Raw genomic sequence first — 20028 nt, 5'->3', positions numbered from 1 at the left:
GACCGTCCACGGGTCAGTGGCTGGCGGGTTTCCCGTCGGCGCGCAGCCCGGCATATTTGAGCGTCAAAGCGGGCAGCGACTCCTCGAGCCAAGCGGCCATCGCTCGCTCCTCGTCGAGGCTGGTCTGGAGCGCTGCGACCGCCGTCGGGAAGGCGCCCGCCTCCGCCAGCGCGATCAGCGCGCGATAGCTGGCGATCTCGAAATTTTCGAACGCGAAGTTGGCAAGGGCGTCCTTCAGCACTTCGTCGGCCGCGAAGACATTGCCCATCGCCGCCATGTTCCCGATCAGGTTCATGGCAGCGTCCTTGAAGCTGGAATGGCCGGCGCCGAGCGAATGGAGGATCGAGTCGAGCCGCTCGATCTGGTGCTGGGTTTCGCCGCGGTGCAACCGCAGCCGCTCGGCCACCTCGGGATAGTGGACCAGCCGATCGAGCTGACGGTCGATCAGCGCCAGCGCCTGGTGCTCGACGGCGTGGGCGTTCTGCAGACCGGTGACGAAGAGAGTGCGCAAGATCTGCGAATTGGCGGCGATCATCGGCTGCTCCTGCTCCAACTTCGGCTGTTAAACCGACGTGAAGCAGGAGCGATCCCGATCCCCTAGCGGGTAAGCTTCTTGTAGCTCATCCGGTGGGGGCGATCGGCGGCATCGCCCAGGCGGCGACGCTTGTCTTCCTCATAGGCCTCGAAATTGCCCTCGAACCATTCGACGTGGCTGTCGCCTTCGAAGGCCAGGATGTGGGTCGCGAGACGATCGAGGAAGAAGCGGTCGTGGCTGATGACCACGGCGCAGCCGGCGAAATTCTCGATCGCCTCCTCGAGGGCGCCCAGCGTCTCGACGTCGAGATCGTTGGTCGGCTCGTCGAGCAGGAGGACATTGCCGCCGCGCTTCAGCATCTTGGCCATGTGAACGCGGTTGCGTTCGCCGCCGGACAGCTTGCCGACGTTCTTCTGCTGGTCCGCGCCCTTGAAGTTGAAGGCGCCGACATAGGCGCGGGTCGACATGTCGTGGCCGTTGACCTTCACATAATCGGCCCCGTCGGAAATTTCCTGCCAGACGTTGTTCTTGCCGTCGAGATGGTCACGGCTCTGGTCGACATAGCCGAGGTGGACGGTCGGGCCGATGTCGATGCTGCCGCTGTCCGGCTGCTCGGCTCCGGTGATGATCTTGAACAGCGTCGACTTGCCGGCGCCGTTGGGACCGATCACGCCGACGATTCCGCCGGGCGGGAGGGAGAAACTCAGGTCCTCGAACAGCAATTTGTCGCCATAGGCCTTGGAGACGTTGTTGACCTCGATGACCTTGCCACCGAGGCGCTCGGGCACCTGGATGACGATCTGCGCCTTGCCCGGCGTGCGGTTCTGCTGCGCCTCGACGAGTTGGTCGAACTTGGCGATGCGCGCCTTCGATTTGGTCTGGCGGGCCTTGGCACCCTGCCGGATCCACTCGAGCTCGTCCTTGATCGCCTTCTGACGGCCGGATTCCTCGCGCTCCTCCTGCTCGAGGCGCTTGGACTTCTTCTCCAGGTAGGTCGAGTAATTGCCCTCGTACGGGAAGTATTTCCCGCGATCGAGCTCGAGGATCCAGCCGACCACGTTATCGAGGAAATAGCGATCGTGGGTGATCATCAGCACCGCGCCGGCATATTCCTTGAGATGGTTCTCCAGCCATTCGACGCTCTCCGCATCGAGATGGTTGGTCGGCTCGTCGAGCAGCAGGATCGACGGCTTCTGGATGAGCAGGCGGGTGAGCGCGACGCGGCGCTTTTCACCGCCCGAGAGGTTGTCGACCGAGGCATCGGACGGGGGGCAGCGCAAAGCCTCCATCGCCACTTCGAGCTGGCTGTCGAGCGACCAGCCGTCGACCGCGTCGATCTTGGCCTGGAGATCGCCCATTTCCTCCATCAAAGCGTCGAAATCGGTTTCGTCCGTTGGCTCGCCCATCTCTGCCGAGATGGCGTTGAAGCGGTCGACCATGTCGGCGACTTCCTTCGCGCCCTCGCGGACGTTCTCCAGCACCGTCTTGGCGGGATCGAGCTGGGGCTCCTGCGGCAGATAGCCGACGGTGATGTTCTCGCCCGGCCAGGCCTCGCCGGTGAACTCCGTGTCGATGCCAGCCATGATCTTCATCAAGGTCGACTTGCCGGCGCCGTTCGGGCCGACGATGCCGATCTTGGCGCCGAAATAGAATTGCAGGTTGATGTTGCTCAGCACCGGTTTCGGGGCACCGGGGAAGGTTTTGGTCATGTCCTTCATGACAAAGGCGTACTGGGCAGCCATGTGGCGCGGGTCTCCGGATTAATGCTGTTTTGAAAAGGGGTGCTTGGGCGCCTACCTAGTGTGCGGCGGCGGGATTGGCAAACGACGGATCGATCCTTAAGCCCTCCGCCATGAACAAGCGCCTCCTCGCCGCCGCCGCCCTCCCTCTCCTTCTAGCAGTCCCCGCGGCCGCTCCTGCGCAGAAGGGCGCCGCCTCGGTCGAGCGCCTGCGCGACGCCGCGCTTAAGGACGACCTCGCCTGGGACATCGTCGAGGGGCTGACGACCGAGATCGGCCCGCGCCTCGCCGGCACCGAAGCCGAGGCTCGGGCGCGGCAATGGGCGGTCGCGAGACTGAAGGCGCTCGGCTTCAGCAACGTCCGCATCGAGCACTATGAGATGCCAGTCTGGACGCGCGGCGACGAAAGCGCCGAGATCCTTGCCCCCTTCCCGCAGCCGCTGAAGGTCGCAGCGCTCGGCCGCAGCGGCGCGACGCCGGCCGCCGGCGTCACCGCCGAGATCGTCGCCTTCGCCAGCCTCGCCGACCTCCGCGCCGCCGACCCGGCCAAGGTGAAGGGCAAGATCGTCTACATCACCCACGACATGCGCCCGACCCAGGACGGCTCGGGCTATGGCTATTTCGGGCCGGCCCGCTTCTCCGGGCCCGGCATCGCGGCCAGCAAGGGCGCGGCAGCGGTCGTGATCAAATCGGTCGGCACCGATCATCACCGGCATCCCCATACCGGCATGACGAGCTGGCCCGAGGGCGTACAGGCGATCCCCGCCGGCGCGCTCTCGGTCAATGACGGCGAGCAGCTCGAACGCGTGCTCAAGCGCGGCAAGGAGGTGACGATGAAACTGGTGCTGACCCCGCGCTGGGTCGGCAATCGCCAATCCGGCAACGTCGTCGCCGAAGTCCCGGGCAGCGACCCCAAGGCAGGCGTGATCGTGATCGGCGGCCACCTCGACAGCTGGGATCTGGGCACTGGCGCGATCGACAATGCCGCGGGCGTCGCGATCACCGCCGCGGCGGCCAAGCGCATCATGGATGCGGGGAAGCCGCGCCGGACGATCCGCGTGATCTGGACCGGCGCCGAGGAAGTCGGCGTGTTCGGCGGCACCGCTTATTTCGACGCGCATAAGGACGAGAATATCGTCTTCGTGTCCGAATCCGATTTCGGCGCCGACCGCATCTGGAGGATGCAGAGCAATGTCGCTCCGGCCAACGCCGCGCTGGTCGATCGGGTCGCGGCGGCGCTCGCCCCGCTCGGCATCGCCCGCGGCACCGGCAAGGCCAGCGGCGGCGCCGACGTCAGCAAGTTCGCGGCGGCCGGGATCGCGGTGATCGACCTCAACCAGGACGGCACCCGCTATTTCGACTATCACCACACGCCGGACGACACGCTCGACAAGGTCGATCCCGAGCAGCTTCGGCAGAATGTCGCGGCTTGGACGGCGATGCTGTCGATCGTGGCGAACGCGCCGGAGGAGATCGGCAAGGCGCCGGTCGCGGCGCAATGAGGGCGGACGGCGCGTGAGCGACAAGCCCAATTACATCACGCCGAGCGGCTTCCGGAAGCTGCGCGAGGAATATGAGCAATTGTTCGGGGTCGAACGGCCCAAGCTGGTCGAGACGATCAGCTGGGCGGCCGGCAACGGCGACCGCTCCGAGAATGGCGACTACATTTACGGCCGCAAGAAATTGCGCGAGATCGATCGCCGCATCGGCTGGCTCTCCAAGCGGATGGCGAAGGCGACCGTGGTCAACCCGGCCAGCCAGCCCGACCGCGAACGCGTCTTCTTCGGCGCCACCGTCACCCTCGCCGATGAGGACGACAATGAGCGCGTCGTGACCCTCGTCGGCGACGACGAGGCCGATGCAAGCGCGGGCAGGATCAGCTGGAACTCGCCGATCGCGCGCGCCGTCCGTGGCGCACGCATCGGAGACCTCCGCCGCGTCCAGCTTCCCGTCGGCGACAAGGAGCTCGAGATCGTCGCCATCGCCTATCCGGAGGCCGGCGACTACCGCTGATCAGCCGCGCCGAACATGGTCGCGCGACGCCTGGACGAGACCGAGGCGGATTTCCTCGTCGGTCAGGCGCATGTCCCGATTGGTGTCGGCATAGCGCCGGAACCAAGCATTGGCGCGGAAGGTCGTGTCCTCGCGCAGGCGCCCGTCGTCATCGCTGTCGAAGCCAAGCCGGACGATCCGCCTCCCCTCTTCGGTATGGATGAGCCACGGGTCGAGGCGATCGGCGACGGGGAAGCGGAAATAATCGCGGTCCTCCTCGTCCCAGCGGCCGTAATCGTCCCGCCAGTCCTCGCGGTCATAATCGTCGCCATAATAAGCATAGCCGCCGTAGCGGCGTTCCATACTGTCGCCCTGATCAGGGCCGTAACCATAATCGGCGCCATATCCCGACCCGGGCCCATAATCCGGCCCGTACCCATAATCGCCGTAGCTGGTGCAAGCGGACAGGCCGAGGGCCGCGGCGGCCGTCAGCAGGGTCGTGAGCGCGCGCGTGGTCCTCCGCATCGCCAATCTCCCGCATTTGGTTGACGCGGGTTTAACCATGATTGGCGGGAAAGGTTGCTCCGTTACGGCGCGTTAACCATCTTCTCCGAATGCCTTGCGTGCCAGCTCCTTCGTTTCGGGCACGGCCGGCGGCGGCTTCATCGACACGCCCTTCTCCAGCATGTTGGCGATATTGGTCAGGGCGGCGATCCGCGCGGCCTTCTTGTTGTTGCCGTCGATCACCTGCCACGGCGCCCAGCGCGTGTCGGTATGGGCGAACATGTCCTTGACCGCGTCGAAATAGTCCGACCGCCGGGCGCGGTTGCGGAAATCCTCGGCGCTCACCTTCCAGCGCTTCCAGGGATGGTCGAGGCGCGCCTTCAGCCTCTTGTCCTGCACCTTCTGGGTGACGTGGAAGAAGAGCTTGACGATCGTGACGCCGTCCTGCGCCTGCTGGCATTCGAACTCGTTGATCTCGTCAAAGCCACGGCGCCATTCCTGCTCGGTGGCGAAGGCCTCGACGCGCTCGACCAGCACGCGGCCGTACCAGCTGCGGTCGAACACGGCGATCTCACCCTTGGCCGGGAGCTTGGTCCAGAAGCGCCAGAGGAAGTGGCGCGCCCTTTCCTCGTCGCTAGGCGCCGCGATCGGCCACACCTGGAAGGCGCGCGGATCCCATTTCGCGGTCAGCCGCTGGATCGCTCCGCCCTTCCCCGCCGCGTCCCAGCCCTCGACGACGATGATCGCGGCTTTCCTGTGGACGATATGGGCGACCAGGATGCGCGACAGGCGTTCCTGCACCTCCGCCAGATCCTGCTCGTAATCGCCCGGATATTTTTCGCCGGCTTCGAAAGCGGAGAGATCGATCACAGCACCCCCGTTCGGCCTGAGCTTGTCGAAGGCCGTTCCTTCTCGTCACCGCGGTAGAGGAAAGGGATGGGCTTCGACAAGCTCAGCCCGAACGGAGGGCGCGACGCCCTCCGTTCCACATGCCTTATTCCGGCGCCACGACCTTGGCGGGATCCTTCTTCGCCGTACCGGCCGGCTCGACGATCCGGATGTTGAGCTCGCGCAGCTGCTTCATCGACACTTGCGAAGGCGCGCCCATCATCAAATCCTCGGCCTTTTGGTTCATCGGGAAGAGCACGACCTCGCGAATATTGGGCTCGCCGGCGAGCAGCATGACCATCCGGTCGATGCCCGGGGCCGAGCCGCCGTGCGGCGGCGCGCCGAATTTGAAGGCGTTGATCATGCCCGAGAAATTGGTGTCGACATCTTCCTTGGAATAGCCGGCGATCTCGAACGCCTTGTACATGATCTCGGGCTTGTGGTTCCGGATCGCGCCCGACGACAGCTCCACGCCGTTGCAGACGATGTCGTACTGGTAAGCCAGGATATCGAGCGGATCCTTGGTCTCCAGCGCCTCCAGCTCGCCCTGCGGCATCGAGAACGGGTTGTGACTGAAGTCGACCTTCTTGGCGTCCTCGTCATATTCGAACATCGGGAAGTCGACGATCCAGCAGAATTTGAACTCGTTGTCGTCGATCAGGCCGAGCTGCTCGCCGGTGCGCGTGCGCGCTGCGCCGGCCAGCTTGGCGGCCTGGCTCTCCTTGCCGGCGGCGAAGAAGATGCCGTCGTCCGGGCCCAGGCCGAGATCGGCGATCAGCTTGCGGGTCGCTTCCTCGCCATGGTTCTTGGCGATCGGTCCACCGAGCTCGCCGCCCTTCTGGGTGATGTAGCCGAGGCCCGCATGGCCTTCCGAGCGCGCCCAATCGTTCATCTCGTCGAAGAATTTGCGGCTCTTCTCGGCGGTGTTCGGGGCCGGGATCGCCCGGACCACGCCGCCGCCCTCGACGATCCGGGCGAACAGGCCGAAGCCCGAGCCCCGGAAATGGTCGGACACGTCCGAAATGACGATCGGGTTGCGCAGGTCCGGCTTGTCCGAGCCGTATTTAAGCATCGATTCCCGAAACGGGATGCGCGGGAACGGCGCCGGGGTCACCTTCTTGCCGTTGGCGAACTCCTCGAACACGCCGCCGAGCACCGGCTCGAGCGCGTTGAACACGTCGTCCTGGGTGACGAAGCTCATCTCGAGGTCGAGCTGGTAGAATTCGCCCGGGGACCGGTCGGCGCGGGCATCTTCGTCGCGGAAGCAGGGCGCGATCTGGAAATAGCGGTCGAAGCCGGCGACCATGATCAATTGCTTGAACATCTGCGGCGCCTGCGGGAGCGCATAGAATTTGCCCGGGTGGACGCGGCTGGGAACGAGGTAGTCGCGCGCACCCTCGGGGCTCGACGCGGTCAGGATCGGCGTCTGGAACTCGGTGAAGCCCTGGTCGATCATGCGGCGGCGGAGGGAGCTGATCACCTGGCTGCGCAGCACGATATTGTTGTGGATGCGCTCGCGGCGGAGATCGAGATAGCGGTAGCGCAGGCGGATATCCTCGGGATATTCGGCCTCGCCGGCAACCGGCAGCGGCAGTTCCTCGGCCGCCGACTGGACGATGACGATATCGGCGGCGATCTCGATCTCGCCGGTGGGAAGGTTGGCGTTGGTCGCCTCGGCGCCGCGAGCGACGACTTCGCCCTCGATCGTCACGACCGATTCGGCGCGGAGGTGATCGAGCGTCTTCAGCGCCTCGGTACCGGCCTTGCCGACGATCTGGGTGATCCCGAAATGATCGCGCAGATCGACGAACAGCACGCCGCCATGGTCGCGCTTGCGGTGGATCCAGCCCGACAGCTTGACGCGCTCACCGACGTTAGAAGCGCGGAGCGCGGCGCAATTGTGAGTGCGATAGGCGTGCATGGGGGCTGGCTTTCGGAATTAAGCGATTTGCTAAAAAAGGATGGGAGCGCTTCGCTTGGCGAGCGCCTCTTTGTCAAGCGCCGAGCCCGCCGCTATGAGGGCCGGCAATGCACATACATCCCCTTATCACCGACAGCGAATCGCTGCTCCAGCTCTGCGAGCGCCTCGCCAAATCGGACTTCGTCGCGGTCGACACCGAGTTCATGCGCGAAAACACCTTCTGGCCCGATCTCTGCCTCGTGCAGATCGGCAATACGGAGGAAGCGGCCGCCATCGACCCCAAGGCGGAAGGCATCGACCTGACGCCTCTGCTCAACCTGCTGGTCAACAATGAGGACGTGCTCAAGGTCTTCCATGCCGGCGGGCAGGATCTGGAGATCATCTACAATCTCACCGGCGGCACGCCGCACCCGATGTTCGACACCCAGGTGGCGGCGATGGCGCTCGGGCTCGGCGAGCAGATCGGCTATTCGAACCTGGTCGAAAGCCTGCTCGGCAAAAGCCTCGACAAGGGTGCGCGCTTCACCGACTGGGGCCGGCGGCCGCTCGACAAGCGCCAGATCGACTATGCGATCGGCGACGTGACCTATCTCGCCACGCTTTTCCCGAAGATGCTGCAGAAGCTCCGCAAGACGGGGCGCGGCGCCTGGCTCGACCAGGAAATGGAGCGGCTCGGCGACGCCGCCAATTATGCGAACGACCCGGCCCAGGCCTGGAAGCGCGTGCGCGTTGCGAGCCGCAAGCCCGAAGTGCTGGGCCGGCTGAAGGCGCTCGCCGCCTGGCGCGAGCTCGAAGCGCGCTCCAAGAATCTGCCGCGCGGCCGGATCATGAAGGACGAGACGCTCGCCGACGTGGCCGCCCATCCGCCGGCCGACCAGGAAGCGCTGGCGCGTGTGCGCGGGCTCTCCGCTGGCTGGCGCAACAACGATATCGGCGCGCGCATGATGGACGCGCTCGCCTCCGCCCACCCCCTCCCCGCCTCGGAAATGCCGGTGCGGGAGGACCGCCAGCCGGGCCTCGGCAAGGAAGGCGCGCTCGTCGCCGATTTGCTCAAATTGCTGCTCAAGATCCGGGCACGCGAGAGCAACGTCGCCGCCAAGCTCGTCGCCCGTTCGGAGGAACTGGAGCTGCTGGCGGCCGGGCGCCGCGAAGGCCTGTCGATTCTCGAGGGCTGGCGCTTCGAGGAATTCGGGCGCGATGCTTTGGACCTGGTCGAGGGGCGGCTCGCCTTCGCGATCAAGAACGGCAAGCTGGCGATGACTCGGACGGAGAGCGAATGATGCGGATGCTGATGGGTGCCGTGGCGCTTGCGGCCACGGGCTGTGCGACGGTTCCTGCCGAGAGCGAGTCGGTGCTGCCGGTCCATGGCGCCGGGAGCTGCGATGCGGTGGCGGCGCAAAAGCTGGTCGGCCAAGCTGCGACCGCCGCCCTCGCTGCCGAGGCTCAGCGCCTCTCCGGTGCGGGAATGGTGCGCTGGCTGCGGCCCGGCCAGATGGTGACGATGGAATATCGCGAGGACCGCCTCAACATCCAGCTCGACGAGCGGAACCGGGTCATCGCGATCCGCTGCGGCTAGACCATCACGGCGACCGGCGACAGGCCGAGGGCGGCCGCAAGCGTCTTGTGCCGTCGTTCCACCGTCTCGCCGTAAAGCGCTTCGTCCTCGCGGCGCAGCTCGAGCCGCAGCATGTCGCCCTTGCGGACGAGGCGGCTGCGCTCGAGGCTGGTGACAAGGCCGCCGCTCAGACGCTGGGCGAGCCGCATTGCGAGGCCCCATTGCGAGGCACGGGTGAGCTGGTCCGGCGTGCACAATTTCGCCACCGGTGTCGTGCCGAAGCTCCGCCCGCCGCCGAAATTGGAGAACAGCGCCTGGGCCATGATGACCCGGCCCGGCCCGTCTATCCCCACCCAATTGCCGTGGAGGGCGATCTCGACGCCGCGCTCGGCGCGGAAATCGGGGTTGGTCTGCCAGGCGATGTCGGACAGCAAGGACGCAGCGAGCCGCAACCGCGCCATCGCCGGCGGATCGTCGTCAAAGACGGGACCGATCCAGCGATCGAGCACGTCGCCATGTTCGGGAAAGCGGCCGAGTTCGGCACCGATCTGGCGCGCCGCCGCAATCAGCGGGTCAACCTTCCGCACCGCCGGCGACAGCGCATCGTAGAGAAGGCCCTCGCGGATGCCGAAGCTCGACGCGAGCAGGGCGCTCGGCCGGATCGTCTCGAAGAGGTCGCCCAGCAATGCGGTCGCGGCCGGCAGCGCGGGCACGCGCGACACCGACATCGAGGGCAAAGTCTTCAGATCGGCCTTGCCGACCTCCTCGATCGTCCGCTCGAGCTCCGGGAGCCGGCGCGGCGCGAGGCTGTAATGATGTGTGATCGGCAGCGGATAATGGGTGAGCAGCATGTCGAGGCGGGCGAGCGCGCGCCACGAGCCGCCGACCATGTAGAAGGGGCGCTTGCGGCCGAGCTCGGCAAAGCCCGCATCTTCGACCGCCCGCGCGACCTTGCGGGCAAGCGCGCCGTCCCCCTTCTTCAGGAGCGGTGCGATGCGCAGGACCCCGAGAGGCAGCGACGCGCTACGCCGCACCTTGCCCTCCTTGACGTCGACCAGTTCGAGGCTGCCGCCGCCAAGGTCGCCGACGATGCCGTCCGCCTCCGGAATGGCGGACAGCACGCCCTGCCCGGCCAGTAGCCCCTCCTGCTTGCCGGTCAGCAGCTCAGGCTTGAAGCCGATGGCGCGGACGCGGGCCAGGAACTCGGCGCCATTGGAGGCGTCGCGCACCGCCGCCGTCGCGACGACGCGGGTGCGGGAGACGCCCATCTGGCGGGTCAGCAAGTAGAAGCGCTCGAGTGCCGCCAGCGCGCGGTCCTGCGCCTCGGCTATCAAGGGCTCGCCCGGCCCGACCCCCTTGCCGAGGCCGGCCATGACCTTTTCGTTGAAGACGATGGCGGGAATGCGGGTCGGCCCCGAATAGACGACGAGGCGCACCGAGTTCGACCCGATGTCGACGATCGCAACGCTATCCTGGTTGGTCGGGGACATCGAGGATCAGTGACGGCGGAGACGGAGCTTGGGCACCGCGCCGCTGCTGCGCAACGCCGCGCCGCGGCCGGAAAGCGATGGATTGGTCATGAAATAGCGGTGAAGGTTGAATGGCTTGTCGCCATCCGGTGAGAGCCGTTCGTAGCTTCCATCCGGGCCCAGGCGCCAGCTTTGCTCATTGTCGATCAGATTGGCGACCATCACCTGGTCGAGGATCTGGGCATGGACGGTCGGGTTCTCGATCTTCAGCATATATTCGACGCGGCGATCGAAGTTGCGCGGCATCCAGTCGGCCGAGCTGACATAGACGAGCGCGCCCCGATTGGGCAGCTCCTCGCCGTTGCCGAACGCCCAGATGCGGCTGTGTTCCAAGAAGCGGCCGACGATCGACTTGACCCGGATATTGTCCGACAGTCCCGGCACGCCAGGCCGCAGGCAGCAGATGCCGCGTACGATCAGGTCGACCTCCACGCCCGCCTGGCTCGCCTCGTAGAGCTTGTCGATGATCGCCGGATCGACCAGCGAGTTCATCTTGGCCCAAACCTCCCCCGGGCGGCCCTCGCGGACGTTGACGATCTCCTGCTCGATTAGCCCGACCAGTTCGTCACGCAGGCCGTGCGGCGACATGGTCAGCAGCTCGAGCTCGCGCGGCTCGACATAGCCGGTGATGTAGTTGAACAATTGCGCCGCATCGCGGCCGATCCGCGGGTCGGCGGTGAAGAAGCTCACGTCGGTGTAGATGCGCGCCGTGACCGGATGGTAGTTGCCGGTGCCGAAGTGGCAGTAGGTCCGGTAGCCCTTTTCCTCGCGGCGGACGACCATCGAGACCTTGGCGTGGGTCTTCCAGTCGATGAAGCCGTAGACGACCTGGACGCCGGCCCGCTCGAGCGCATTGGCCCAGAGCAGATTCTGCTCCTCGTCGAACCGCGCCTTGAGCTCGACGACAGCGGTTACGGACTTGCCCGCCTCCGCGGCGTCGATCAGGGCGCGGATGATCGCCGACTGCTTGCCGGCGCGGTAGAGCGTCTGCTTGATCGCCACCACTTCCGGGTCCTCGGCCGCCTGGCGCAGGAAGGCGATGACGACGTCGAAGCTCTCATAAGGATGGTGGACGACGATGTCCTTGTCGCGGATCGCCGCGAAGCAATCGCCGCCATGCTCGCGGATCCGCTCTGGGAAGCGCGGCGTGAAAGGCGGGAATTTGAGGTCTGGCCGGTCTTCCTCGACCATGGCGGCCAAGTCGGCGATGCCGAGGAAGCCGGTCGACTCGAACACGAGCGCGTCGGTCGCGTTGAGGCCGGTGCGCACCATCGCCTCGAGTAGATCCGGAATGCCCTCTTCCAGCTCGAGCCGGATCACGCGGCCGCGGCGGCGGCGCTTGATCGCGCTGCGGAAGAAGTGGACGAGGTCCTCGGCTTCCTCCTCGACCTCGATGTCGCTGTCGCGGATGATGCGGAAGGCGCCGCCGCCGAGCTTCTCGTAGCCCGGGAAAAGCGTCGAGATGTGGCGGCGGATCAACGACTCGATCGCAATGTAGCGCGCCGATTCGCCGGGCACGCGGACGAAGCGCGGCAAGGTGGTCGGGACCATCAGCAGCTCGCGGATCGGCTCGCCGTCCGAAAGGCGCTTCAGGTCGAAGATCAGCGAGAAGCCCTTGTTCGGGATGAACGGGAACGGATGGGCCGGGTCGATCGCCTGCGGCGTAAGGACCGGGAAGATCTGCTCCTGGAAATAGCGGTCGAGCCACACCGCCGCATCGTCGTCGAGCTCGGCGCGGCTGCTGATCACCTCGACACCGGCCTCGTACAAAGCGAGCCGCAGTTCTCGCCACACCTGCTGCTGCGAGGAGGTCAGCCGGTCGGCCTCGTCGCCGATCCGGACGAGCTGCTGGGCCGGCGTCAGCCCGTCGGCCGAACGCTCCTCGACGTTGAGCAATTGCTGGCCCTTAAGGCCGGCGACGCGGACCATGAAGAATTCGTCGAGATTGTTGCCCGAGATCGACAGGAAGCGCAGCCGCTCGATCAGCGGATGGACCGGATTGCACGCTTCCTCCAGCACGCGCCGGTTGAACGCGAGCCAGGAAAGCTCGCGGTTGAAATAGCGGTCGTGCGTTTCCTTCGCGCCCCGCTGCGGGCCTTGGTCGTTGGCCGGAGAGGAGGCCGCGGCACTATCCATCGTCAATCCCGATACCTCGCTCGCTTGATAAGGCCCGCCTCCGTCAGCGCGCGGCGCGCCATGGGTACGGTCATCCGGCGATGCTGCAGCAGCATCTCCCGGTCCAGTATATCGACGATCCTCTGAACGGTCAGATAAGATCGTTCGATCCTGGGGACCAGATATTCGGCCAGCTCCGGGGGAGCCGCGACGCCGCGGTCGCCGAGCAGCTTCACGATCAGATCGCCCAGCAGCGCGTCGTCGGGCTGGTCGATCGCCACATGCGGAGTCGCGGTCATGCGCGAGCGCAGGTCCGGCAGCGCGATCTGCCATTGCGGCGGCGGTGCGTCGGCGATGATCAGCAACGGCCTGCGCGTCTCCTGGGCCTGGTTCCAGGCGTGGAACAGGGCTTCCTCGTCATGGCTCTCGGCATTGTCGAACAGGCGGCCACCGGTCTTGCGGACAAATATCCGGCCGAGCAGGCTGCGGCCCGACTTGCGCGGCCCGGTCAAAATGGTCGCCATCACCGGCCACAGTGACCAGTGCTTGAAATGCTCGAAAGCGGCCTGATTGGCGCCGGAGACGAGGAAATCGTCGTCCGTGTCTGCCACCGGCCAGTCCAGCGGCAGCGCGATCTGGTTCACGGCCTGCCTATTCGCCACTCGGGGGGGAGGCGCCTGGCCTCGATATGCGCAGCGTGTTGCCCGAGCCCGTGACCGTCCAGCCCTGCCCTTGCAGCGCCGTCGCGAGCGCGGCGCTGTCGCCGACGAAGGTTACGCGCATCACCGACGTCCCGCCGAGCGCGAGGCTGGTGGTAAGGGCCGAGGTGACGCCCGGAATGCGGCTCACCGACAGTTCTGCCTGGCTGACGGCGCCGGCGTTCGGCGTGTCGACCTGGATGCTGAACATGGCCGCCGCGCCGACCGGCACGGGTCCCGAAGGCGCCGGTGCGTTGGTGGCCGTGGTCGCCGCCTCGATCTGGTCGGCGATCTCCTCGACCAATGCCGGCTCCTCGATCACGAGCGAGGGATCGGGCCGGAGCAGGCCGGCGTTGAGCGCCTCCGTATAGGCCAGATCGAGCCGGCGCACGCCCTCGTCGAGCAGGCGCGGCAGCGAGGCGCTATTCTCGACGCGCAGAGTGAAGCGGTCGAGCAGGCGGTCGTCCGGGCCAAAGCGCGCGGAGAAGGTGCCGATCACCGGGCCGCCGGGATAGAGGCGCTTCAGATGGACCTCGGGAACGACCACGTCGGCCGCGCCATACTGGTCGAGCAGCAGCCGCCACCAGCCGCGGCCGGGCCGCCTGGCCTGCGCGACGTTGAGCAGCAGGGGATCGATCCCCGACCCGACCGGGCGGACATAGTCGATGGCGCTGCCCCCGGTGCGGAAGCGCGCCCAGGCTTTCTGCCATTCGTTGCGGAATTCGAAGCTGTAGAGGCTAGAGCCGCTCTGCAGGACCGGGATGACCAGCATCGGCGCCGAGCGGCGCGCGATCCCCTGCCCGCCGCCAAGCATCTGGCCGGTGCGGGCACGGTCGAACAGCAGGCCGAGCCGCGCGATGTAGCGCTTCGGCCCGATCTGCTCTTCCTCGATGATGATTCCCGAGACGATCGAGTTCAGCACCGAATCGGGCAGGTTCGGCGCCTCGCTGCGCGGACGGCCCGTGGTCTTGGCCCACAAGGCCTTCCAGCCGAGGCCCTGCGCCTGGCGCCAGCCCTCGTAGCGCGCTTCCTCGCCGGTCTTGGCGGACACATCGACCTGCACGCCGGTCACTTCGAGAGTGCTGGCACTGTCGATCGGCGGGACGCCGCGATCGGCGCCTTCGAGCTGCGCGTAGAGCACGCCTCCCGCCGAAACGAGGGCGACAGCCAGCAATGCGGTGGGGAAAGGACGACTGAAAAGCTTCACGAGACGCCTTTTGGCGACAGAAACGTGGAAATCCAAGCGCGATGTGGGTAGTCGGCCCGCATGAGCGAGAACGAACAGCAAGAATCCTACACCTACGCCAAGGCGGGTGTGTCGATCGCGGCCGGCAATGCGCTGGTAAAAGCCATCGGGCCGCTGGCCAAATCCACGGCCCGCCCCGGCGCCGATGCGTCGCTCGGGGGATTCGGCGGATTCTTCGATTTGAAGGCGGCCGGCTATCGGGATCCGCTGCTGGTCGCGGCCAACGACGGCGTCGGCACCAAATTGAAGCTCGCGATCGACTCGGGCCGTCACGACGGCGTCGGCATCGATCTCGTCGCGATGTGCGTCAACGATCTGATCGTCCAGGGCGCCGAGCCGCTCTTCTTTCTAGATTATTTCGCGACCGGCCGGCTCGAGAATGGCGTCGCCGAGCGGGTCATCGCCGGCATCGCCGAAGGCTGCAAGATTGCAGGCTGCGCGCTGATCGGCGGCGAGACCGCCGAGATGCCGGGCATGTATGCCGAAGGCGATTACGACCTCGCGGGCTTCTGTGTCGGCGCCGTCGAGCGCGACGCCGCGCTGACTGGCACCAGGGTCGCCGCGGGAGACGTCATCCTCGGCCTGGCCTCCTCGGGCATTCATTCCAACGGTTTCTCGCTGGTCCGCCGCCTCGCCGCCGACAAGGAGTGGAAGCTCGACCGCCCGGCTCTGTTCGATCAGGACAAGCTGCTGATCGAGGCCCTCCTCGAGCCGACTCGCATCTACGTGAAATCCTTGCTTCCAATCGTGCGCAGCGGTCGCGTCAGCGCCCTCGCCCACATCACCGGCGGCGGGCTGCTCGAGAATATCCCGCGCGTCCTGCCCGACGGCCTGCACGCCTTCGTCGATGCCGACGCCTGGCCGCAGCCGCGACTGATGGCCTTCCTCCAGGCGCAGGGTCATATCGAGCCCGGCGAGATGGCGCGCACCTTCAACTGCGGTATCGGCATGGCGGTGGTCGTCCCCGCTGCGCAGGCCGACGCGGTCACCGCCGATCTCGAGGCCGTAGGCGAAACCGTGTTCACAATCGGCCGCATCGCCGAGGGCGAGAAGGGCTGCACCGTGGTCGGTTCGGGCGAGAGCTGGAGTGCCAAGGCGCCCTGGACCGCAACGCATCATGGCTGAGAAGGCCCGGGTCGGGGTCCTCATTTCAGGGCGCGGCTCGAACATGGCCGCCCTTCTCTACGCCGCCCGCCAGCCCGACTGCCCTTACGAGATCGTATTGGTCGCGGCCAACGATCCCGACGCGCCCGGCCTGAAGGTCGCGGCGGCGGAAGGGGTCGCGACATTCGGGCTCAGCCACAAGGGCATGAAGCGCGCCGATTACGACACGATCCTCGACGAACAATTACGCAAGGCGGGCGTGACCTATGTCGCGCTCGCCGGGCATATGCGGATCCTGTCGGAAGAATTCGTTGCGCGCTGGGAAGGCCGGATGATCAACATCCACCCTTCTCTCCTGCCCGCTTATAAGGGGCTCGACACCCATGCCCGCGCCATTGCCGCCGGAGACCGTGTGGCGGGATGCTCGGTCCATCTCGTCACCGCCGAACTGGATGACGGCCCGGTGCTGGGCCGCACCGAAGTGGCCGTGCTCGACGGCGACACGCCGGCCAGCCTCGCAGCGCGCGTCCTGATCGCCGAGCACCAGCTGTATCCGCGCATTCTCGCCGATCTCGTCACCCGCGAAACCAGCCCCGAAGGGCTGCTCGACAAGGTGCGCAGCCTCGCCCTCGCTCTGCCCGCGGCCGAGGAAAAGACCTCGCATGGCATGCCGAGCTTCACCGTCACGGGCGGCAAGATGTTCTGCTATTTCACCCGCGACCATCATGGCGACGGCATCACCGCGATCCTCGTCAAGACCAGCGGCGAGGAAGAGCAGGCGATGCTGATCGAGGCGGAACCCGACCTTTATTACCGGCCGGCGTATCTCGGGCCTTCCGGCTGGATCGGCTTGCGGCTGGACACGGGCGAGACCGACTGGGACCATGTCGACCAGTGGCTGCTGAAGAGCTGGCGGCTTGCCGCGCCGCGCAAGCTGGCGGAGTTGATCTAAACCACCCGGCGCAGGAGGCGGAGCAAGGCATGTCCGAAAAGGAGACCCCGCAACAGGCTGCCGAAGCCGCCGCGATCCGGCGCCGCTGGATCACCCTGGGCGAAGTGCTGGCCGTCGTGGCGGTGGTGATTTCCGGCCTTACCTTCTGGAACAGCTATCGCGAGCGAACCGCGGCCGAGGCCGAGCGCCAGGCGGAGAAGCAGGACAAGGCCGCGCGCGCCCAGACCGTGCTCCTTAAGGCGACGGCGAGCCGCGACGGGAAGCAATTGCTATTGGCGCCCGCCGACGGCGACCAGGTGATCCAGGGCCTGACAATCCGCTTCCCGACCGCGATCGAGGCGCGCCCGATCGACGCCGTGATCGAGCCGCGCATCGAGGCCGGATGGATCGAGGATGCGGTGAGGAAGGTCGGTTCGCCCGCATCCACGTCCGGCGACCTCCGCCTGCCGATCGCGATCGCCACGCGGTTCGTGGTCGACGGCACGACCTACGAGGACGTCGCGCTTTACGACGTCGGCTACCGGATCGACCGCGGCCTGCTCGACAGCGACGTCGTTCTGCGCGGACTTTCCCAAATAGAACGGGCCCGGGCGTCCAGCGCCCAGGCCCGTCTCGACGCGATCTGGAAATCGCGCAATCCGTCTCCCCCGGCCAAACCGGGGAAGGATTGATCAGCCGACGATCTCTTCCGGCTTGAAGAAGTAATCGATCTCGATCTTGGCGTTCTCGGCGCTGTCCGAACCGTGAACCGAATTGGCTTCGATCGACTCGGCGTGGACCTTGCGGATCGTGCCCTCGTCGGCATTCTCCGGGTTGGTGGCGCCCATCACTTCGCGGTTCTTGGCGACGGCGTTCTCGCCTTCGAGAACCTGGACGACGACCGGGCCGGAGATCATGAACGAGACGAGATCGTTGAAGAAGGGGCGCTCCTTGTGAACCGCGTAGAAGCCCTCGGCCTGCTCCTTGGTCATGTGGATGCGCTTCGAGGCGACGACGCGCAGGCCGGCATCCTCGAGCATCTTGGTGACCGCACCGGTGAGGTTGCGGCGGGTGGCATCGGGTTTGATGATCGAGAAAGTGCGTTCGGTCGCCATGGCCGGAAAAGCTCCAATGATGGGGTTGAATTGGCGCGCTCTCTAGGCGGGGCTGCGCCAAACCGCAAGCGCGGCAGGCAGCGGCGTTACGGTCCCTGCACCCACTTTCCGGCCTCGTCCTGCTTCCAGTAGCGGCGCTCGACCTCGGGCCTGTCCTTCAGCTCCCGCCAACTGGCACGGGCGGCGTCCAGATGGCCATGGTCGAAAAAGTAGAAGGCGCGCTTGAAGGCGAGCGCCTCGTCGCGCCATTGCCCGTCGGCAAGCGCGATATTCTCGGCGCCGTTGGCTGCCCCTGGAGTGGCGGAAATCAAAATCGGCTGCTCGTCCGCGCCGGTCTGGCCGCTGCGTCCGTGGGGCAGGAAGGATTCGCGGGCGTAGCTCCACAGCAAGGCGTCGAGCGCGTCGAGCCGCTCCGCGTCGGCGACGATCAGCAGCCGCTCCCCGCCGTCGAGGAGCCGTTCGCAGATGCGCGGCAGCACCCTCTCCAGCGGCGAGGCGGCCAAATGATAGAAATCGACGAGCATGGGCCCGTTCGCTCAGTCCTCGAAATTGTCGGCGACGAAGCGGTCCAGCAAGGCGACGCCGTAGCCGGTCGCACCCTTGTCCCAGAGCGGACCCGGCTTGTTGGCCCAGACCATGCCAGCAATGTCGAGATGGGCCCATTTGGTGCCGTTCTCGACGAAGCGCTGCAGGAAGGTCGCCGCGGTGATCGATCCGGCCTCGCGCGCGCCGCTGTTCTTCATGTCGGCGATCGGCGAGTCCATCATCTTGTCGTAGGCCTCGCCAAGCGGAAAGCGCCACAATTTGTCGCCGGTCTTGTAGCCGGCATCGGCGAGCTTCCCGGCCAGGCCGTCGTCGTTCGAGAACATCCCGCCATATTCATAGCCGAGCGAGATGATCATCGCGCCGGTGAGCGTGGCGAGATCGACCATATATTCCGGCTTGTAGGTGCGCTGGGCCCAGGTCATCGCATCGCACAGCACCAGGCGGCCCTCGGCGTCGGTGTTGATCACCTCGATCGTCTGGCCGGACATGGAGGTGACGACGTCGCCCGGGCGCTGCGCCTTGCCGTCGGGCATATTCTCGACGAGGCCGCAGATGCCGACCACGTTCGCCCTGGCCTTGCGCGTGGCGATCGCCTTGATCGCGCCCGCGACGGCGCCAGCGCCGCCCATGTCCCACTTCATCGATTCCATGCCGGCGGCCGGCTTGATCGAGATGCCGCCCGTATCGAACGTCACGCCCTTGCCGATGAACACGACCGGCTTCTTGGACGCATCCCCGGCGCCGTTCCAGCGCATCGCGAGCAAGCGCGGCGGGCGCGCCGAGCCGAGCGAGACGCCGAGCAAGGAGCCCATGCCGAGCTCGGCCATCTTGGCCTCGTCGAGCACTTCGATTTCCACGCCGGTGCCTTCCAGATCGGCGCGGACGCGCTCGACGAAGCTTTCGGGGTAGATGATGTTGGCGGGCTCGGTGACCAGCTCGCGGGTGAGCGCGATGCCTTCGAGCAGCGCCGCCTTGTCGGCCCAGGCCTGGTCGGCACCCTCGCCCGCGCCGACGATGACGATCTCGGTCAGGGTCGGCTTGGCCTTGTGATTGAGCTTGGTACGATATTTGTCGTAGCGCCATGCCCGCGCCGCGGCGCCGAAGCCGATCTTGGCGGCGGCGTCGGCGTCGAGGTTCAGCCCGCCGAGATCGACGACGAGCCGGGTCTCGCCCGATGTCAGCAATTTGGCCGTCAGGGCGCCGCCGACGCGCTCGTACAGGGCATCGTCGTCGCGCTTGCCGCCGAGGCCGATGAGCAGCAGGCGGCGGGCCGCGTCGCCTTCGCTGACGAAGGTCTCGGCGATGCTGGCGGCCTCGCGCTCGAAGCGCTGCGCCTCGGCGGCGCGGGCGGCGAGCTGGCGTCCGGCCTCATCGAGGCTGCCGAGCCGGCCGGCGAGCATGTCCTCGCCCCAGACGGGAATGGCCAGCGCGAAGGAGCCTGCGGGGCGCTGGGCGGCGAAACTGACTTTCATGGACTTGGAAACCTCCTGGCTCGAACGAGCATATGGCCGCCCTGATAGGCGCACGGACCGCCGCTGGCAAAGGGGTAGCAGTCACGAAGCCATGGCCCCGGCGCGCTTCCGCCATTGCAGGGAACGACTTGTGGTGCG

The 20028-nt window shown here is 66.5% G+C and carries 19 protein-coding genes; 7 read left to right on the top strand and 12 right to left on the bottom strand.

Annotated features, from left to right (window positions below; translation table 11 throughout):
* Positions 1-13 precede the first annotated feature (13 nt).
* Together SH591_RS01260 and ettA are read right to left on the bottom strand one after the other, a co-directional pair.
* Positions 14-535: a ferritin-like domain-containing protein gene (locus SH591_RS01260; RefSeq protein WP_324750186.1), complete on the bottom strand. Its 522-nt coding sequence runs from the start codon at positions 533-535 to the stop codon at positions 14-16.
* 62 nt (positions 536-597) lie between these two features.
* Complete coding sequence (gene ettA, locus SH591_RS01255) at positions 598-2277, bottom strand: energy-dependent translational throttle protein EttA (protein ID WP_322830432.1); 1680 nt, start codon at positions 2275-2277, stop codon at positions 598-600.
* Positions 2278-2387: 110 nt separating this feature from the next.
* Here ettA and SH591_RS01250 point away from each other — a divergent pair, with 110 nt between their 5' ends.
* Positions 2388-3776 carry a M20/M25/M40 family metallo-hydrolase gene (locus tag SH591_RS01250; protein WP_324750185.1) on the top strand — a complete coding sequence of 463 codons (1389 nt, stop codon included), beginning with the start codon at positions 2388-2390 and terminating at the stop codon, positions 3774-3776.
* Positions 3777-3789: 13 nt separating this feature from the next.
* Positions 3790-4287: a transcription elongation factor GreB gene (gene greB / locus SH591_RS01245; RefSeq protein ID WP_322830430.1), complete on the top strand. Its 498-nt coding sequence runs from the start codon at positions 3790-3792 to the stop codon at positions 4285-4287.
* Here the strand turns inward: greB and SH591_RS01240 are convergent, their stop codons facing one another.
* The 3 genes from SH591_RS01240 to aspS all read right to left on the bottom strand — a co-directional run bounded on the left by SH591_RS01240 (position 4288) and on the right by aspS (position 7579).
* Complete coding sequence (locus SH591_RS01240; protein WP_324750184.1) at positions 4288-4791, bottom strand: hypothetical protein; 504 nt, start codon at positions 4789-4791, stop codon at positions 4288-4290. It lies immediately after the preceding gene.
* Between the two features lie 72 nt (positions 4792-4863).
* Complete coding sequence (locus tag SH591_RS01235) at positions 4864-5640, bottom strand: polyphosphate kinase 2 family protein (RefSeq protein ID WP_324750183.1); 777 nt, start codon at positions 5638-5640, stop codon at positions 4864-4866.
* Positions 5641-5764: 124 nt separating this feature from the next.
* Positions 5765-7579 (bottom strand): aspartate--tRNA ligase, encoded by a 1815-nt coding sequence (aspS, locus tag SH591_RS01230; RefSeq protein ID WP_324750182.1) that lies wholly within the window; start codon positions 7577-7579, stop codon positions 5765-5767.
* A gap of 107 nt (positions 7580-7686) precedes the next feature.
* Between aspS and rnd the strand changes: the two genes are divergently transcribed.
* Together rnd and SH591_RS01220 are read left to right on the top strand one after the other, a co-directional pair.
* The gene (rnd, locus tag SH591_RS01225) at positions 7687-8859 is read left to right on the top strand and encodes a ribonuclease D (protein WP_322830426.1); all 1173 of its coding nucleotides are present in this window, start codon (positions 7687-7689) and stop codon (positions 8857-8859) included.
* The gene (locus SH591_RS01220; RefSeq protein ID WP_324750181.1) at positions 8856-9155 is read left to right on the top strand and encodes an I78 family peptidase inhibitor; all 300 of its coding nucleotides are present in this window, start codon (positions 8856-8858) and stop codon (positions 9153-9155) included. Before rnd ends, SH591_RS01220 begins: the two co-directional genes overlap by 4 nt.
* Here the strand turns inward: SH591_RS01220 and SH591_RS01215 are convergent.
* The 4 genes from SH591_RS01215 to SH591_RS01200 are packed head-to-tail and all read right to left on the bottom strand — an operon-like array spanning position 9152 to position 14650.
* A complete protein-coding gene (locus SH591_RS01215) occupies positions 9152-10624 on the bottom strand; it encodes a Ppx/GppA family phosphatase (RefSeq protein WP_324750180.1) in 1473 nt (490 codons plus the stop codon). The two genes, SH591_RS01220 and SH591_RS01215, sit on opposite strands and share 4 nt — an antisense overlap.
* Before the next feature lie 6 nt (positions 10625-10630).
* Positions 10631-12799, bottom strand: a complete 2169-nt coding sequence (locus SH591_RS01210) for an RNA degradosome polyphosphate kinase (RefSeq protein ID WP_324750179.1) — start codon at positions 12797-12799, stop codon at positions 10631-10633.
* Between the two features lie 2 nt (positions 12800-12801).
* The gene (locus tag SH591_RS01205) at positions 12802-13422 is read right to left on the bottom strand and encodes an HdaA/DnaA family protein (protein ID WP_324750178.1); all 621 of its coding nucleotides are present in this window, start codon (positions 13420-13422) and stop codon (positions 12802-12804) included.
* A 7-nt stretch (positions 13423-13429) separates the two neighbouring features.
* Complete coding sequence (locus SH591_RS01200) at positions 13430-14650, bottom strand: heavy-metal-associated domain-containing protein (RefSeq protein WP_324750177.1); 1221 nt, start codon at positions 14648-14650, stop codon at positions 13430-13432.
* A 93-nt stretch (positions 14651-14743) separates the two neighbouring features.
* On the opposite strand from SH591_RS01200, the gene purM reads away from it, so the two are divergent.
* Genes purM through SH591_RS01185 form a run of 3 tightly spaced genes read left to right on the top strand, consistent with a single transcriptional unit; the run spans position 14744 to position 17449 of the window.
* Positions 14744-15847: a phosphoribosylformylglycinamidine cyclo-ligase gene (purM, locus tag SH591_RS01195; RefSeq protein ID WP_324750176.1), complete on the top strand. Its 1104-nt coding sequence runs from the start codon at positions 14744-14746 to the stop codon at positions 15845-15847.
* Complete coding sequence (purN, locus tag SH591_RS01190; protein WP_322830419.1) at positions 15840-16778, top strand: phosphoribosylglycinamide formyltransferase; 939 nt, start codon at positions 15840-15842, stop codon at positions 16776-16778. The genes purM and purN overlap by 8 nt, the downstream gene beginning before the upstream one ends.
* A gap of 29 nt (positions 16779-16807) precedes the next feature.
* Complete coding sequence (locus SH591_RS01185) at positions 16808-17449, top strand: hypothetical protein (protein WP_324750175.1); 642 nt, start codon at positions 16808-16810, stop codon at positions 17447-17449.
* On the opposite strand, the gene ndk is transcribed toward SH591_RS01185, so the two are convergent.
* From ndk to SH591_RS01170, 3 genes are all read right to left on the bottom strand, one after another.
* Positions 17450-17872, bottom strand: coding sequence for a nucleoside-diphosphate kinase (gene ndk, locus SH591_RS01180; RefSeq protein WP_324750174.1), 423 nt, complete (start codon positions 17870-17872; stop codon positions 17450-17452).
* A gap of 86 nt (positions 17873-17958) precedes the next feature.
* Positions 17959-18396, bottom strand: coding sequence for a DNA polymerase III subunit chi (locus SH591_RS01175; protein ID WP_324750173.1), 438 nt, complete (start codon positions 18394-18396; stop codon positions 17959-17961).
* 12 nt (positions 18397-18408) lie between these two features.
* The gene (locus SH591_RS01170) at positions 18409-19890 is read right to left on the bottom strand and encodes a leucyl aminopeptidase (protein WP_324750172.1); all 1482 of its coding nucleotides are present in this window, start codon (positions 19888-19890) and stop codon (positions 18409-18411) included.
* Positions 19891-20028 lie beyond the last annotated feature (138 nt).

The sequence above is a fragment of the Sphingomonas sp. LY54 genome (assembly GCF_035594035.1).
Lineage (GTDB): Bacteria > Pseudomonadota > Alphaproteobacteria > Sphingomonadales > Sphingomonadaceae > Allosphingosinicella.
The sequence above is the reverse complement of the archived record's forward strand: the minus strand, read 5'-3'. Positions and strand labels throughout refer to the sequence as shown.

Excerpts from the sequence above, each read along its gene's own strand:
- SH591_RS01260 (WP_324750186.1), bottom strand. The coding sequence starts at position 535 with ATGATCGCCGCCAATTCGCAGATCTTGCGCACTCTCTTCGTCACCGGT.
- SH591_RS01240 (WP_324750184.1), bottom strand. The coding sequence starts at position 4,791 with ATGCGGAGGACCACGCGCGCGCTCACGACCCTGCTGACGGCCGCCGCG.
- SH591_RS01175 (WP_324750173.1), bottom strand. The coding sequence starts at position 18,396 with ATGCTCGTCGATTTCTATCATTTGGCCGCCTCGCCGCTGGAGAGGGTG.
- aspS (WP_324750182.1), bottom strand. The coding sequence starts at position 7,579 with ATGCACGCCTATCGCACTCACAATTGCGCCGCGCTCCGCGCTTCTAAC.
- ndk (WP_324750174.1), bottom strand. The coding sequence starts at position 17,872 with ATGGCGACCGAACGCACTTTCTCGATCATCAAACCCGATGCCACCCGC.
- SH591_RS01210 (WP_324750179.1), bottom strand. The coding sequence starts at position 12,799 with ATGGATAGTGCCGCGGCCTCCTCTCCGGCCAACGACCAAGGCCCGCAG.
- SH591_RS01250 (WP_324750185.1), top strand. The coding sequence starts at position 2,388 with ATGAACAAGCGCCTCCTCGCCGCCGCCGCCCTCCCTCTCCTTCTAGCA.
- SH591_RS01215 (WP_324750180.1), bottom strand. The coding sequence starts at position 10,624 with ATGTCCCCGACCAACCAGGATAGCGTTGCGATCGTCGACATCGGGTCG.
- SH591_RS01220 (WP_324750181.1), top strand. The coding sequence starts at position 8,856 with ATGATGCGGATGCTGATGGGTGCCGTGGCGCTTGCGGCCACGGGCTGT.
- rnd (WP_322830426.1), top strand. The coding sequence starts at position 7,687 with ATGCACATACATCCCCTTATCACCGACAGCGAATCGCTGCTCCAGCTC.
- purM (WP_324750176.1), top strand. The coding sequence starts at position 14,744 with ATGAGCGAGAACGAACAGCAAGAATCCTACACCTACGCCAAGGCGGGT.
- SH591_RS01170 (WP_324750172.1), bottom strand. The coding sequence starts at position 19,890 with ATGAAAGTCAGTTTCGCCGCCCAGCGCCCCGCAGGCTCCTTCGCGCTG.
- purN (WP_322830419.1), top strand. The coding sequence starts at position 15,840 with ATGGCTGAGAAGGCCCGGGTCGGGGTCCTCATTTCAGGGCGCGGCTCG.
- SH591_RS01185 (WP_324750175.1), top strand. The coding sequence starts at position 16,808 with ATGTCCGAAAAGGAGACCCCGCAACAGGCTGCCGAAGCCGCCGCGATC.
- ettA (WP_322830432.1), bottom strand. The coding sequence starts at position 2,277 with ATGGCTGCCCAGTACGCCTTTGTCATGAAGGACATGACCAAAACCTTC.